At 65.9% G+C, this 14,065-nt stretch carries 11 protein-coding genes; 8 read left to right on the top strand and 3 right to left on the bottom strand.

Annotated elements, in window-relative coordinates; all coding sequences use genetic code 11:
- Position 1: 1 nt before the first annotated feature.
- Positions 2–1,687: a phosphoenolpyruvate--protein phosphotransferase gene (gene ptsP / locus ACZ9BC_RS00345; RefSeq protein WP_476244235.1), complete on the bottom strand. Its 1,686-nt coding sequence runs from the start codon at positions 1,685–1,687 to the stop codon at positions 2–4.
- A gap of 160 nt (positions 1,688–1,847) precedes the next feature.
- Here ptsP and ACZ9BC_RS00340 point away from each other — a divergent pair, with 160 nt between their 5' ends.
- From ACZ9BC_RS00340 to ACZ9BC_RS00305, 8 genes are all read left to right on the top strand, one after another.
- Complete coding sequence (locus tag ACZ9BC_RS00340) at positions 1,848–2,573, top strand: TetR/AcrR family transcriptional regulator (RefSeq protein WP_476244234.1); 726 nt, start codon at positions 1,848–1,850, stop codon at positions 2,571–2,573.
- Positions 2,574–2,673: 100 nt separating this feature from the next.
- On the top strand, positions 2,674–4,746 hold the full coding sequence (locus tag ACZ9BC_RS00335; protein WP_476244233.1) for a PTS mannitol transporter subunit IICBA: 2,073 nt from the start codon (positions 2,674–2,676) through the stop codon (positions 4,744–4,746).
- On the top strand, positions 4,746–5,909 hold the full coding sequence (locus tag ACZ9BC_RS00330) for a mannitol-1-phosphate 5-dehydrogenase (protein ID WP_476244232.1): 1,164 nt from the start codon (positions 4,746–4,748) through the stop codon (positions 5,907–5,909). Before ACZ9BC_RS00335 ends, ACZ9BC_RS00330 begins: the two co-directional genes overlap by 1 nt.
- Before the next feature lie 202 nt (positions 5,910–6,111).
- Complete coding sequence (locus tag ACZ9BC_RS00325; protein ID WP_476244231.1) at positions 6,112–7,059, top strand: siderophore ABC transporter substrate-binding protein; 948 nt, start codon at positions 6,112–6,114, stop codon at positions 7,057–7,059.
- 25 nt (positions 7,060–7,084) lie between these two features.
- Complete coding sequence (locus tag ACZ9BC_RS00320) at positions 7,085–8,092, top strand: ABC transporter permease (RefSeq protein ID WP_476244230.1); 1,008 nt, start codon at positions 7,085–7,087, stop codon at positions 8,090–8,092.
- Positions 8,085–9,113: an iron chelate uptake ABC transporter family permease subunit gene (locus ACZ9BC_RS00315; RefSeq protein WP_476244229.1), complete on the top strand. Its 1,029-nt coding sequence runs from the start codon at positions 8,085–8,087 to the stop codon at positions 9,111–9,113. Before ACZ9BC_RS00320 ends, ACZ9BC_RS00315 begins: the two co-directional genes overlap by 8 nt.
- On the top strand, positions 9,110–9,871 hold the full coding sequence (locus ACZ9BC_RS00310; protein ID WP_079598002.1) for an iron ABC transporter ATP-binding protein: 762 nt from the start codon (positions 9,110–9,112) through the stop codon (positions 9,869–9,871). Before ACZ9BC_RS00315 ends, ACZ9BC_RS00310 begins: the two co-directional genes overlap by 4 nt.
- Positions 9,872–10,006: 135 nt before the next feature.
- Positions 10,007–10,528, top strand: coding sequence for an N-acetyltransferase family protein (locus ACZ9BC_RS00305; RefSeq protein WP_476244228.1), 522 nt, complete (start codon positions 10,007–10,009; stop codon positions 10,526–10,528).
- A 153-nt stretch (positions 10,529–10,681) separates the two neighbouring features.
- Here the strand turns inward: ACZ9BC_RS00305 and ACZ9BC_RS00300 are convergent, their stop codons facing one another.
- Positions 10,682–12,121, bottom strand: a complete 1,440-nt coding sequence (locus ACZ9BC_RS00300) for a sugar porter family MFS transporter (protein ID WP_476244227.1) — start codon at positions 12,119–12,121, stop codon at positions 10,682–10,684.
- 218 nt (positions 12,122–12,339) lie between these two features.
- Entirely contained in the window at positions 12,340–13,989 is a 1,650-nt protein-coding gene (locus ACZ9BC_RS00295; RefSeq protein ID WP_476244226.1) for an MDR family MFS transporter, read from the bottom strand.
- Positions 13,990–14,065 lie beyond the last annotated feature (76 nt).

Genomic DNA, 14,065 nt, shown 5'->3' with positions numbered 1-14,065 from the left:
TTTAGAGCCCGAGTTCTTCCAGGACCGGCAGTTTCTCCCGGACCCAGGCACGGGCCTCGGTTGCGCTCGGTGCGGACAGCGCCAGCTTGGCCAGCTGCTGAGCCTCAGAAAGCGTCACCGTCTTCAGGACAGCGGCGACGGCTGCGAGGGAACGTGCGGTCATGGACAGGGTGGCGACGCCCAAACCGGTGAGGACGACGGCGAGGGCGGGGTCCGCCGCCGCTTCACCACAAACGCCCACGGGTTTGTTGTTGCCTTCTGCGCGGGAGCCTTCGACGGTTAGCCCCACCAGGCGCAGGACGGCCGGCTGCCACGGCGTGTTCAGGTTGGCGAGCGGGCCAAGCTGGCGGTCCGCCGCCATGGCGTACTGCGTGAGGTCGTTGGTTCCAAGGCTGGCGAAGCCCACTTCCCGGAGGATCGCTTCCGCGGTCAGGGCTGCGGAGGGAACCTCCACCATCACCCCTGGAGTCTTGATGCCGGCATCCGCGCACATCGAGGCAAAGCGCGCGGCTTCCTCGGCGGTGGAAATCATGGGGGCCATCACCCACACGTCCGCCTCGGACTGCTTCTCAGCCAATGCGATCGCTTCCAGCTGGCGGTCCAGGACGCCCGGGGTGGTGAAGTCCGTGCGGTAGCCGCGGACACCCAGGGCCGGGTTGGGCTCGGTCGAGTCGGTCAGGAACGGCAGCGGCTTGTCCGCGCCGGCGTCGAGCGTGCGCAGGACCACCTTCTTGCCCGGGAAGGCATCAAAGACCTTCTTGTAGGCGAGGGCCTGCTCTTCAACGCTGGGTTCGGTGTCCCGTTCCAGGAAGCAGAACTCGGTGCGGAACAGCCCCACACCCTGGGCGCCGAGCTTGGCAGCTGCCTCGGCGTCCTTGCCGCCGCCCACGTTGGCGAGCAGCGGGACCAGGTGGCCGTCCGCCGTCGCGCCCGTGCCGCTGAACTCGGCCAGCAGGGAAGCCGTGGCCGCCCAGGCCTCTGCTGCTGCGCGCAAGGGTTCGTCCGGCTCGGAGGTGACAGCGCCGGCGGCGCCGTCCAAGTACACTTCCGTGCCGTCCGGGAGTTCGTCCACGCCGACGGCGGCAACAACGGCGGGCAGGCCGAGGGACCGGGCGATGATCGCGGTGTGCGACTGGGGGCCGCCGCCTGCGGTGACAAGGGCCAGGACCTTGTTCGGGTCCAGGGTGGCGGTGTCGGCCGGCGCCAGGTCCTCCGCCACCAGGATGAAGGGGGTGTTCGAGGCCGGGATGCCCGGCGCGGACACGCCGCGCAGTTCGGCGACGATCCGGGCGCGGACGTCCAGGACGTCGGTGGCGCGCTCGGCCATGTAGCCGCCGAGGTTGTGGAGCATTTCGGAAACGGAGGAACCGGACTCCCAGATGGCACGCTCTGCGGACGTCCCGCGGGCAACCAGCTTGGCCGCACCCTTGATCAGCATGGTGTCCTTGGCCATCAGTGCCGTGGCTTCAAGGACGGCCTTGCCGTCACCCGTGGCGTGGGCCGCGCGGGCCTTCAGTTCGTCGTGCACGGCTTGGGAGGCCGCTTTCAGTGCTGCGGTGGCTTCCTCTGGCGTGGTGCCTGCCGGGAGCTGTTCGCCGGCGGGAGGTTCGCTGATCGGTTTGGGCATCTGGCGGATGGTGCCGATGACGCGGCCTGGGCTGACGCCTACTCCTGGGAAGTTCTGCACTGAAGGTCCTCATTCTCTGCCGGTAGCCAGGCGCGTCAGGATAACCGGCGCCGTGCCGGGTCCACCAGGGACTGCTACGTCCGGAGGCGGGAAACGTGCCTGAAAAAATTGTATGTGATTCAGTTCATATAGCAATGCTATAGGTGCTAGGGTAGCGGTTATGAGTTTGGATGGCCAGCTTCCCCCCAAGATGCGGCTGCTGCGTGCTGCCGCGGAGCTGCTTGCCAACTCCGGGGGAGCACCCGTTTCCACCCGCCAGATCACGCAGCTGGCGGGGGTTACAGCTCCCACGCTGTACCACCACTTCGGTGACAAGGAAGGTCTTTTCGACGCCGTCGTCGCCGCGGGATTCGAAGAATATGTCGCGGGCGAAAGGGATTTCGCCCCCTCCGGACAGCCGCTCGAGGATATCCGGAGAATGTGGGACAACCACGTCCAGTTCGGGCTCAATCAGCCGGAGCTGTACCTGGTGATGTTCGGCAACATCCGCCCGGAAAGCCGCCCCGCCATCGTTGCCGATGCCGAGGCGCTGATGGAGGAGATGCTGAACAAGGCAGCGGCGGCGGGCCAGCTGAACGTCCAGCCACGGGAAGCGGCCAGGTCCATCCTGGCGGCCAACGTGGGCGTGACGCTGATGCTGATTGCGGAGCCCGCCTCCGAACGGAACCTCGAACTGTCCACCATGACCCGGGACGCCATGATTTTCGCGGTGTCCGCCGAGCCCGCCAGCGGCACGGCCCCGGGCGACACCGGGAAATCCTCGGTGGTGGTGGCTGCGATCGCCCTGAACGCCGCACTTCAGGCCTCGCACTCAGACCAGCTCTCCAGCTCGGAACTCAAACTCTTCCTCGAATGGCTACACCGGATCTCCACCAGCCCGGCGTGAGCCAGCACCACTTTGGCGGTACCCCCGTTCCACCAGCAGTACGTCGTCGTAATCAACGGACCATCCTGCGGAGCAGCAGGAATGACGGTTAGGAAATCACATGGCAACAGAGACAGTTGCAAAACCCCGCACCAGCGTGCGGGTTGGCGTCCAGAAATTCGGGACGTTCCTGTCCGGAATGATCATGCCCAACATCGGCGCCTTCATCGCCTGGGGCATCATCACGGCCCTCTTCATCGAAAAGGGCTGGCTGCCGGTTCCCCAGCTGGGCGGCTTCGGTGAGACAGACGGTGTGAAGAACATCGGCCTTGTGGGGCCGATGATCACGTACCTGCTGCCGCTCCTGATCGGTTACACCGGCGGCAAGATGGTCTATGACGTCCGCGGCGGCGTGGTGGGTGCCATCGGCACCATGGGCGTGATTGTCGGCGCCGGCATCCCGATGTTCATCGGCGCCATGATCATGGGCCCCCTGGGCGGCTGGACCATGAAGAAGATCGACTCGATCTGGGACGGCAAGATCCGTCCCGGCTTCGAGATGCTGGTGAACAACTTCTCAGCCGGCATCTGGGGCGCGCTGCTGGCCATGCTGGGCTTCTACGCGATTGCGCCGGTGGTGTCCGCGTTCAGCGCCGGGGCCGGGAACGTGGTGCAGTTCCTGGTGAACAACGGCCTGCTCCCGCTGACCAGCATCTTCATCGAACCGGCCAAAGTGCTGTTCCTCAACAACGCCATCAACCATGGCGTGCTGACCCCGCTCGGGGTGCAGCAGTCCCTGGAGCAGGGCAAGTCCATCCTGTTCCTGCTGGAAGCCAACCCCGGCCCGGGCCTCGGCATCCTGCTCGCTTACATGTTCTTCGGCCGCGGCGCCGCCAAGGCTTCCGCTCCGGGTGCCGCGATCATCCATTTCTTCGGCGGCATCCACGAAATCTACTTCCCGTACGTGCTGATGCGTCCGCTGCTCATCCTGGCGGCCATCGCCGGCGGCATGACGGGCATCGCCACGCTAGCCATCACGGGCTCCGGCCTGGTTGCCCCCGCGGCCCCGGGTTCCATTTTCGCGGTGCTCGCCCAGACCTCCCGGGACAGCTACGTGGGCGTGATCCTGGCGGTCCTGCTTGCCACGGCGGCGTCTTTCCTGGTGGCCTCGGTCATCATGAAGACCACCAAGCACAGCGATGAGGTTGACCTGAATGACGCCACCTCGCGCATGGAGCAGATGAAGGGCAAGAAGAGCTCCGTTGCTTCCACCCTCACGGGTGCCGGCGCAGGTGCTGCCGCCGGCGGCGGCGTGGGCGTGCTCGTCGGACCGGTGCGGAACATCGTGTTCGCGTGCGATGCCGGCATGGGCTCCAGTGCCATGGGTGCCTCGGTGCTGCGGAACAAGATCAAGGCGGCCGGCTTCCCCGACGTCAAGGTCACTAACGCATCCATCGCCAACCTCAACGACACCTACGACGTGGTGGTTACGCACCAGGACCTGACCGAACGCGCCAAGCCCGTCACCTCAAGTGCCGTCCACTACTCGGTTGACAACTTCATGAACAGCCCCCGCTACGAGGAAATCGTGGAGCTGGTACGGGAGAGCAACACGGGCGGCGCCGCGGCAACCGAAGGTCAGGACGCCGGCGCCGGAACACCCGGCGGAGCCTCCGCATCCGGCCCCGCAACGGCAGCAGCGGCAGGAACGGCAGCCGCCGGAACCGCTGCCGGCACCGCTGAAAACCAGGCGGCCGGCAGCTCCGAAATCCTCGCCCGCGAGAGCGTGGTCCTCACCGGCTCAGCCACCACCCGGGACGCCGCCATTGACGAGGCGGGCCGGCTCCTGCTGGCCCGCGGCGCAGTGGATGAAGGCTACATCGCGGCCATGCACGAACGCGAGGAATCGGTGTCCACCTACATGGGCAGCTACCTCGCCATCCCGCACGGGACCAACGCAGCGAAGGACCACATCCGCAAGTCCGCGGTGTCCGTGATCCGCTACCCCGAGGGCATCGACTGGAACGGCAAGCAGGTCAAATTCGTGGTGGGTGTCGCAGGCATCAACAACGAACACCTGCACATCCTGTCCTCCATCGCGAAGGTCTTCACCAACAAGGAACAGGTAGCCCGGCTGGAAGCTGCCACGTCCGAGGACGAAGTCCTGGAACTCTTCGGAAAGGTCAACGCATAGTGAAGGCAGTACATTTTGGTGCCGGAAACATCGGCCGCGGCTTCGTGGGCCTGCTCCTGCATGACGCCGGCTACGAGGTGGTGTTCGCCGACGTCGCCGACGCCCTGATCGGGCAGTTGGCGGCGGCGGACAGCTACGCGGTCCACGAAGTGGGGGAGAATCCCGCGGTGCGGACGGTGAACAACTTCCGGGCGCTGAACTCCAACACCCAGGAAGCGGAGCTCGTCCAAGAGATCGCGACGGCGGATATCGTCACCACCGCGGTGGGCCCGCACGTCCTGAAGTTCGTGGCGCCCGTGATCGCCCGGGGCATCGTTGCAAGGAGCGCAGAACTCGCTCCGCTGCAGGTCATGGCCTGCGAGAACGCGATCAACGCCACGGACATCCTGGCCAAGGAAGTGGCATCCCAGCCGGGGGCCGCCGCCGGGGCGCTGGACGGCAAGGCGGTGTTCGCCAACACCGCGGTGGACCGGATCGTCCCCAACCAGGAAGCCGGCCAGGGCCTGGATGTCACGGTGGAGACGTTCTACGAGTGGGTCATCGACCGCACTCCGTTCCACGGGGCGGCCCCGGTGATTCCCGGTGCCACCTTCGTGGACGAGCTCTCGCCGTACATTGAGCGGAAGCTGTTCACGGTGAACACCGGGCACGCCTCTGCCGCCTACTTCGGGTTCGAGGCCGGACTGGAAAAGATCTCCGATGCCATGGCGGACCAGGATGTTGCCGAGGACGTCCGGGCGGTGCTGGAGGAGACCAAGCAGCTGCTGGTGTCCAAGCACGGTTTCAGCAACGATGAGCAGGAAGCCTACGTCCAGAAGATCCTGGTCCGGTTCTCCAATCCGTATCTGCCGGACACGGTGAACCGGGTGGGCCGGGCACCCCTGAGGAAACTCAGCAGGCACGAGCGGTTCATCGGCCCCGCCGCCGAGCTCGCCGAACGCGGCGTAGTACCCGAGGCACTCCTCGGTGCGATTGCTGCGGCGCTGCGCTTCAACGACCCCGCGGACGTCGAGGTGACGGAGCTGGCTGCCATCCTCGCCTCGGCCGGCCCGGCGGACGCAACCGCCAGGATCACGGGCCTGGAGCCCGGCCACCCGCTGTTCAACGCCGTCTCCACCTTGGTGGAGGAGCGGCAGGCAGAGGTGGCGCGCACCCCCATCTGACCCAAGGTCCCACTCCACGACGCATCGACGAACTGCACAAGGACGACGCCGGCACTTTCCCAGGTGCCGGCGTCGTCCTGTGTGATGTCCGCCACTTTGGCCCCAATCCGCCCTTCTCATTTTGAAGTTAGCCTTTCCTTACTAATAGGCTCAGCCCTATTAGGCAACAGAGTTGTGACGTATTACCTGAGTGGAGAAAAACGTGAAGAAGAAGCTGTCGAGCTACCTGGGGGCACTGGCTGCGGGAGCAGCTCTTTTGACCGTGACCGCGTGCGGCGGAAGCGCGACCGCCACGCCCGCTGAGGAAGCCGCCACCATCACCGTGGAGCACGCGCAGGGCAGCACCGCCAATGTGCCGGTCAACCCGGAGAAGGTCTTCACCTTCGACGTTGGTGTGCTGGACACCCTCGACGCGCTGGGCGTGGAGCCTGCAGGCGTCCCCGAAGCGCAGTACCCGGAGGCCCTGTCCAAGTACTCCGACGCGAAGTACACCAAGATCGGCTCGGTCAAGGAACCGGACTTCGAAGCCGTCAGCGCCGGCGACCCGGACCTCATCATCATTTCCGGCCGCACCGCCGGGGCATATGAGGAACTGAGCAAGATCGCCCCCACCATCGACCTGTCCATCGATGCGGCCAACCCGATGGAAAGCTTCAAGACGCAGGCCCAAAAGCTGGGAACCATCTTCGACAAGTCCGCGGAAGTGGAAGAGCAGCTCGCGGCCGTGGACGCCACCGTGTCCGAGACCAAGGCCAAGGCAGCGAATGCCGGCAAGGGCCTCATCGTCCTGACCTCGGGCGGCGAAGTGACCGCCTACGGCGCAGGCTCCCGGTTCGGCATCATCCACGACGTCCTGGGCGTGCCGACGGCCGCCGACGTCAAGGTGGACGGCAGCCACGGTGAAGCCATCTCCTTCGAGTACATCAAGCAGGCCAACCCGGACATCCTCTACGTCATCAACCGCGACAGCGCCGTCGGTGCCGAGGCGTCTGCCGCCAACCCCATCCTCGACAACGAACTGGTGCAGTCCACCAACGCCGCCAAGAACAACAAGGTCATCAGCCTTGACCCCATGGGCTGGTACGTCGTCGGTTACGGGCTGAACAACGTCAAGGCAATGGTTGACGCCGTCGCCGAATCCGTGGCCTAAAGCCCCGCTCCTGAGCTAACACGCCATGACCGCCACCGCCGTGCGCCCCGCCGCGCCGGCAACCCGCAGCCAGGCCCGCCATCATGCGGGCCTGGCTGCGGCCGCAGTTGCCGTTTTTTCCCTCGCCGCCGCCAGCATGTTCGTGGGCGTCAGCGACGTGTCACTTCCGGCACTGCTGGCCGCGGACCCGGCCACGGTGGAGATCTTCTGGGTTTCCCGGGTGCCGCGGACCCTCGCCGTGCTCCTGGCCGGGATGGCCGTTGCCGTTGCCGGGCTGATCATGCAGCTCATGGCCCGCAACCGCTTCGTGGAGCCGTCCACGGTGGGAACGGTTGAGTCCGCCACCCTGGGGATCCTGGTGGTCACAGTTTTTGCGCCTTCCGCTCCCGTGCTGGCCAAAATGCTGGTTGCCAGCACCTTCGCCATGTTGGGCACGGCGCTGTTCCTGGCCATCCTGCGCCGGCTGCCGGCCCGCAACACCCTGCTCATCCCGCTGGTGGGCATCATGCTGGGCGGCGTCATCGCCGCTGTCACCACATTCTTCGCCTACCGCTACGACCTGCTGCAGACCCTGAGCAACTGGATGATCGGTGATTTCTCCGGCGTCCTCCGCGGACGGTACGAGCTGCTGTGGATCGTCGCAGTCCTGATGCTGGTGGGGCTGCTGGCCGCCGACCGGTTCACCGTGGCCGGCATGGGCCAGGACTTCACCACCAACCTGGGCCTGAACTATGCCCGCACCATGCGCTTGGGACTCGTCATTGTCTCGCTGATCTCCGCCGTCGTGGTCACCACGGTGGGCGCCGTGCCGTTCCTCGGCCTGGTGGTGCCCAACATCGTGTCCCTCATCTTCGGCGACAACCTCCGCCGCGCGGTTCCCTGGACGGCCCTGTTCGGCGCCGCCTTCGTACTGGTCTGCGACATCATTGGCCGCACCATCCGCTACCCCTACGAGGTCCCCGTGGGAATGGTCATGTCCGTGCTGGGCGCCATCCTCTTCCTCGTCCTGATCCTGAGGAAGCGCAATGCCTGAAGCGCTCGCCACGAAGCCCTCCACAGCTCAAAGCCTTGTCCCCAAGCCCACGCTCCGAAGCCGCATCAGGAACGCCTCCCCGCGCCTGGTCCTGGGGATCCTGCTGGCGCTGACCGCCGTCGTCGTCTGCTTCTTCCTCTTTTTCGAACTCAAAGGCAACGTGGGCTACATCCTCCCGCGCCGGGCCATCAAGGTGGCCGCCATGCTGCTGGTGGCCGTGGCTGTGGGCGTGTCCACGCTGCTGTTCCAGACGGTCACCGCCAACCGGATCCTTACGCCGTCCATCATGGGCTTCGATTCCCTGTACATCCTGATCCAGACGGTGCTGGCCTTCACCCTCGGGGCCGCGTCCGTGGTGGCAGCCCCGCCCACCCTCCAGTTCGGCGTCGAAGTGGTCCTCATGGTGGTGTTCAGTGCGCTGCTGTACCGCTGGATGTTCACCGGGGCCACCCGTTCCCTGCACCTGCTCCTGCTGGTGGGCGTCATCCTGGGCAGCCTGTTCCGCGGCTTTTCCTCGCTGCTGCAGCGGCTTATGGAGCCCAGCGAATTCATCATCCTGCAGGACCTGTTTTTCGCGTCCTTCAACAACGTGGAACCAGCGCTGCTGGGCGTCTCCGCGGGGATCATCGCCGCCGTCTGCGCAGCGGTGTGGCGCGGACGGCACACGCTGGACGTCCTGGCGCTCGGCCGGGAGGTGGCCATCAATGTGGGCGTGGACCACCGCCGGACGGTCATGCTGGTCCTGCTGGGCTGCTCGCTGCTCGTGGCCGTGTCCACCGCGCTGGTGGGGCCGGTGACCTTCTTCGGCCTGCTGGTGGTGAGCCTGGGCTACCAGTTGTGCCGCGGGTTCAGCCACGCCTGGCTGCTGCCCATCGTGGTGCTCATCGGCGCCATTGCCCTGGTGGGCGGGCAACTGGTCCTGGAGAAGGTGTTCGGCTTCGGCACCGCCCTGAGCGTCGTCATCGAGTTCACCGGCGGCATCTTCTTCCTCTACCTCCTGCTGAAAGGCTCCCTGAAATGACCATCGCGGTCCGCAACGTCTCCAAGAGCTACGGCGGCCAGGCGGTCCTCGAGGACGTCAGCTGCACCATTCCGCAGGGCGGCATCACCTCGATCATCGGGCCCAACGGCGCCGGGAAATCCACGCTCCTCTCGCTCATCAGCCGGCTGCAGCCGCTGGAGGAGGGCGCCGTGTCCGTGGCTGGGCTGGACATCGCCTCCACGGACAGCCGCGAGCTGGCCCGGACCATGGCCATCCTGCGGCAGGAAAACCACCTCACCATGCGCCTCACGGTGCGCGACCTGGTGGCCTTTGGCCGGTTTCCGCACTCAGGCGGCCGGCCCACTGTGGAGGACCTGGCCAAGGTAGAAGAGGCCATCGCCCACCTGGACCTGACGCCCATGGCGGACAAGTTCGTGGACGAGCTCTCCGGCGGGCAGCGCCAGCGGGCCTTCATCGCCATGGTGCTGGCCCAGGACACGCAGTACCTGCTCCTGGACGAACCGCTGAACAACCTGGACATGAAGCACTCGGTGGAGATGATGCGGCTCCTGCGCAGGCTGGCCGACGACCTGGGCAAGACCATCGTCCTGGTGGTCCACGACATCAACTTTGCGTCCTGCTACTCGGACACCATCCTGGCCATGAAGGACGGCCGGCTGGTCCACCAGGGCAGCCCGCGGCAGATCATGCAGCAGGCCATGCTCCGCGACGTGTACGACATCGACATCCGGATCGAGGAGATCGACGGCAACCGTATCGGTGTCTACTTCGCCTGACCCCCAGGCGCTCTCTCACCTCCTGCAGCCCTTTAGGGGACGCTCTCTCACCTTTCGCACCCTTTTTGGGAACGCCCCATCACCTTTCGCACCCTTTTGGGGAACCCTCCCGCACTCCTGTGCGAGGCTTGGCAGGTGACCGACAGCCTTGACGCCCTGCCCCCTTTGCTGACCGCCGACGTCGACGGCGGGACTTTCCTCCTCCGCCAGGCCACCAGGAGTGACCTGCCGGCCATCGTGGGGTTGCTAGCCGACGACGTCTTGGGTGCCGGCCGCGAGGTGGGCGGCGACCTGGCCCCTTACGAGCGGGCCTTCACAGCGATCGACGCCGATCCCGCCCACCTGCTGGTAGTGGGGGAAATGCTGTTGCCGGGTGATGCCGCGGGGACGGTGATCGCCACCTTCCAGCTGAGCTTCCTTCCCGGCATCTCCAGACGGGGTGCCTGGCGCTCCCAGATTGAGGCCGTGCGGGTGGCCGCCATGCACCGGAATCACGGCATCGGCGAACTGATGGTGCAGTGGTGCATCGGGGAATCACGGCGGAAGGACTGCTCCCTGATGCAACTCACCACGCACAAGACCCGGACGGCCGCCCACAGGTTCTACGAACGGCTGGGCTTCGAAGCCAGCCATGAAGGCATGAAGCTCACCCTCTAGAACTCGAATTCCTGCAGAAAGCCCAAACCCTCCCTCACAGCAAGTGAAGGAGGGTTTGGGCTTAAGCGGCGAAAGCTGAGAGAGCGTCGGGTAAAAACCCGCGAAAGGTGAGAGAGCGTCGGGTAGAAACCCGCGAAAGGTGAGAGAGCGTCGCTAGGGCTTGGCGGAGCCCTTGGCCACGAACAGCGTCTCGGCCTGCTCCAGGGACATGCCGTTGGTCTCCGGCACCTTGAACATCACGAAGAAGAAGGACGCCGCGGCGAACAGGGCGTACATGGCGTAGGTCAGCGGAAGCGAACCGGCGGCCATCACCGGGAAGCTGAGCGTGATGACGAAGTTCGCCACCCACTGGGCAGCCGCGGCGAGGCCCAGGGCCCGGGCGCGGATCCGGGACGGGAAGATCTCGCCCAGGAGGACCCAGACCAGTGGGCCCCAGGAGGCGCCGAAGCTGACCACGAACACGTTTGCAGCCACCAGGGCAACGGGTCCCCACGGGCCCGGCAAAGAGATATCGGCACCGCTGCCGGTGGCCGATGCGAAGGCCAGGGCCATGGCGCCCAGCGACACAGCCATGCCCACCGAGCCGGCCAGCAGGATGGGCCGGCGGCCGATCCGGTCCACCAGGGCGATGGCCACAAGGGTGACCAGGATGTTGGTGACGGACGTGGCCACAGAGATGGTGAGCGAGTCCTGTTCCTGGAAGCCGACGGCCTTCCACAGGGTGGTGGAGTAGTAGAAGATCACGTTGATGCCCACGAACTGCTGCAGGACGGAGAGGATGATGCCCACCCAGACCACTGCCTGCAGGCCGAAGGTCCGGCCCCGCAGCGAGCCCTTCTGGCCGGCGAGCTTATCCTCTTCGATGGCCTCCCGGATTTCGCGGATGTGCCGGTCGGTATCCTCTGCCGGAGCAATCGAGTCAAAGACCTTGCGTGCCTCGTCCTCCTTGCCGAGGAACACCAGGAAGCGCGGTGATTCAGGGAGCGTGAAGGCCACCCAGCCATAGACCAGGGCCGGCAGGGCGGCGGCCAGGAACATCCAGCGCCAGGCCTCAATGCCCAGCCAAAACGCCTGGCCGGCACCGCCCGCACTGGTGGCGAACAGGGCGTCGGACAGGAGCGCGGCGAAGATGCCGGTGGTGATGGCCAGCTGCTGCAGCGACGCGAGGCGGCCGCGGACCTTGCGCGGCGAAATCTCGGAGATGTAGGCCGGAGCGATCACGGAGGCCAGGCCGATGCCCAGCCCGCCCACCAGGCGCCAGAAAATCAGGTCCCACACACTGAAGGCGAACCCGGTGCCGAGGGCGCTGACCAGGAAAAGCAGCGCGCCGAGCTTCATGGCGGGGATGCGCCCGTAGCGGTCGGCCACCTTGCCGGCGAGGTAGGCACCGGCGGCGCAGCCCAGCAGGGCGATTGCGACGGCGAAGCCTGTGACAGCCTCGGACAGCGCGAATTCATCCTTCATGGCGTCCACAGCACCGTTCACCACGGACGAATCGAAGCCGAAGAGGAATCCGCCCACCGCCCCCGCGAGGGCCAGCCAGATCACCCGCTGCGGTATCCGGGCGGTCGTCTGCTCCTGTGCAGTGGGCATGGTTCTCCCTGGGTCTGGGGGTCTGATGGATGCGGTGCGGACGTCGTCGGCTGCGGTACCGGCCAGAAGGGCCGGCGCACACGCGCTAAACAGTGTGGCACGTCACCGGCTAGGGTTCCACTTGGGACCCTCCAGCCCCACAAGGCAAAACGACGACGGCGGATGGGCCGCCGTCGTCGTCTGTCCTTGGTTGCCGCCCCGGTAAGGGGTGGCGGGTGTCAGTGCGCTGCCACCGGTTCCTTGGCCGCGTTCTGGTCGGTCAGCTTCTTGTTGGGCAGCGCGAAGCTGATGAGGAACGCGATGCCGGTCAGCGCGGCGGCCGTGAACATGACCACGTCGATGGAATAGGCGAAGCCCTCGGTGATGGGCCGGGTCAGGACGCTGTTGGCGGTGTGGAGCCAGCTGGTGTCGTTGAGGAATTCGTTGGAGGCGCCGTTCTGGAAGAACTCGTAGAGCTTGGAGTTGGCCGGGTCTGCGGCGACGGCGGGGTCCTGGAGGACTGCCAGGTAGGCGGGATCGGTCATGGCGGATTTCATGCTGTCGGCGATCCGGCTGGCGGCCAGGCTGAACAGCAGCGAGATGAACACGGCCGTTCCCACGGCGCCGCCCATGGAGCGGAAGAACGCCGCGGAGGACGTTCCCACGCCCATGTCACGCGGCGGGACCGAGGTCTGCATCGCAAGGGTCAGCGGCTGCATGCAGAAACCCAGGCCCATGCCGAAGAAGACTGCGATGACGCCCGGAACCCACAGTCCTGTATCCACGTGCAGCGAGAGCCCCATGACCAGTGCCGCCACCGTGAGGATGCCGGTCCCCATGATGGGGAAGATCCGGTAGGTGCCCGATGCCGAGATGGTCCGGCCGGCCGTGATGGATCCGGTCAGGATGCCCACGGTGAACGTGATCATCATGAGCCCGGCCTCGGTGGGGGTCAGGCCCTTCACGAGCTGCAGGTACAGCGGGAGCATGGCGATGGCGCCGAACATGCCGATGCCGATGATGAAGTTCAGCAGCGAGGACAGGCCGAAGGTGACGTTGCGGAATAGCCGCAGCGGGATCAGGGCATAGTCGCCGGCGCGCTTCTCGGCCAGCAGGAACCAAACGATGCCCGCCACGCCCAGCCCGTAGCAGAGGAAAGAGTTCAGGGACGCCCAGCCCCAGCTGCGGCCCTGTTCGGCCACCAGCAGGAGTGGAACGATCGCCAGGGTGATGGCGGCCGCGCCCCAGTAATCGATCTTCTGCTTGACGTGCTTCGCCGGCAGGTGGAGGAACAGGAAGACCACGGCCAGTGCGGCCAGGCCGATGGGCAGGTTGATGAAGAACACCCAGCGCCAGCCGTCGAAGCCCAAAATGTTGGCGGACCCGGCGAACGCACCGCCCACCACAGGGCCCAGCACCGAGGAGATGCCGAACACGCTCATGAAGTAGCCCTGGTATTTCGCCCGGTCCTTGAGCGAGACGATGTCGCCGATGATGGTCAGCGCCAGTGCCAGCAGTCCGCCGGCGCCCAGGCCCTGGACGCCGCGGGCGAACGCCAGTTCGGTCATGGAGTTGACCGAGCCGGCGTACAGCGAGCCCACCAGGAAGATGGCGATCGCGGTGAGGTACAGGGGCCGGCGGCCAAAGATGTCACTCAACTTGCCGTACAGCGGCGTGCTGACGGTTGAGGTGATGAGGTACGCGGTGGTGGCCCAGGCCTGGAGTGACAGCCCGTCCAGGTCGTTGGCAATGGTGTAAATGGACGTGGACACGATGGTCTGGTCCAGCGACGCCAGGAACATGCCCAGCATCAGTCCCACCATCACGGTGACAATCTGGCGCTGCGTCAGCGCTTCTCCGGCGGGACGCGCCGTGGGGGTTTTGGACATGCAGGACTCCAGGGGAAGGAAGTAGGAAAAGCGTAGGATAGTTGCTTTCAGTAACTATCCTACGCCCGCTTCTTAT

It is taken from the genome of Pseudarthrobacter sp. TE3704 (assembly GCF_056279405.1).
Note: the sequence above shows the minus strand (reverse complement) of the source record. Positions and strands in the feature narration are given on the sequence as shown.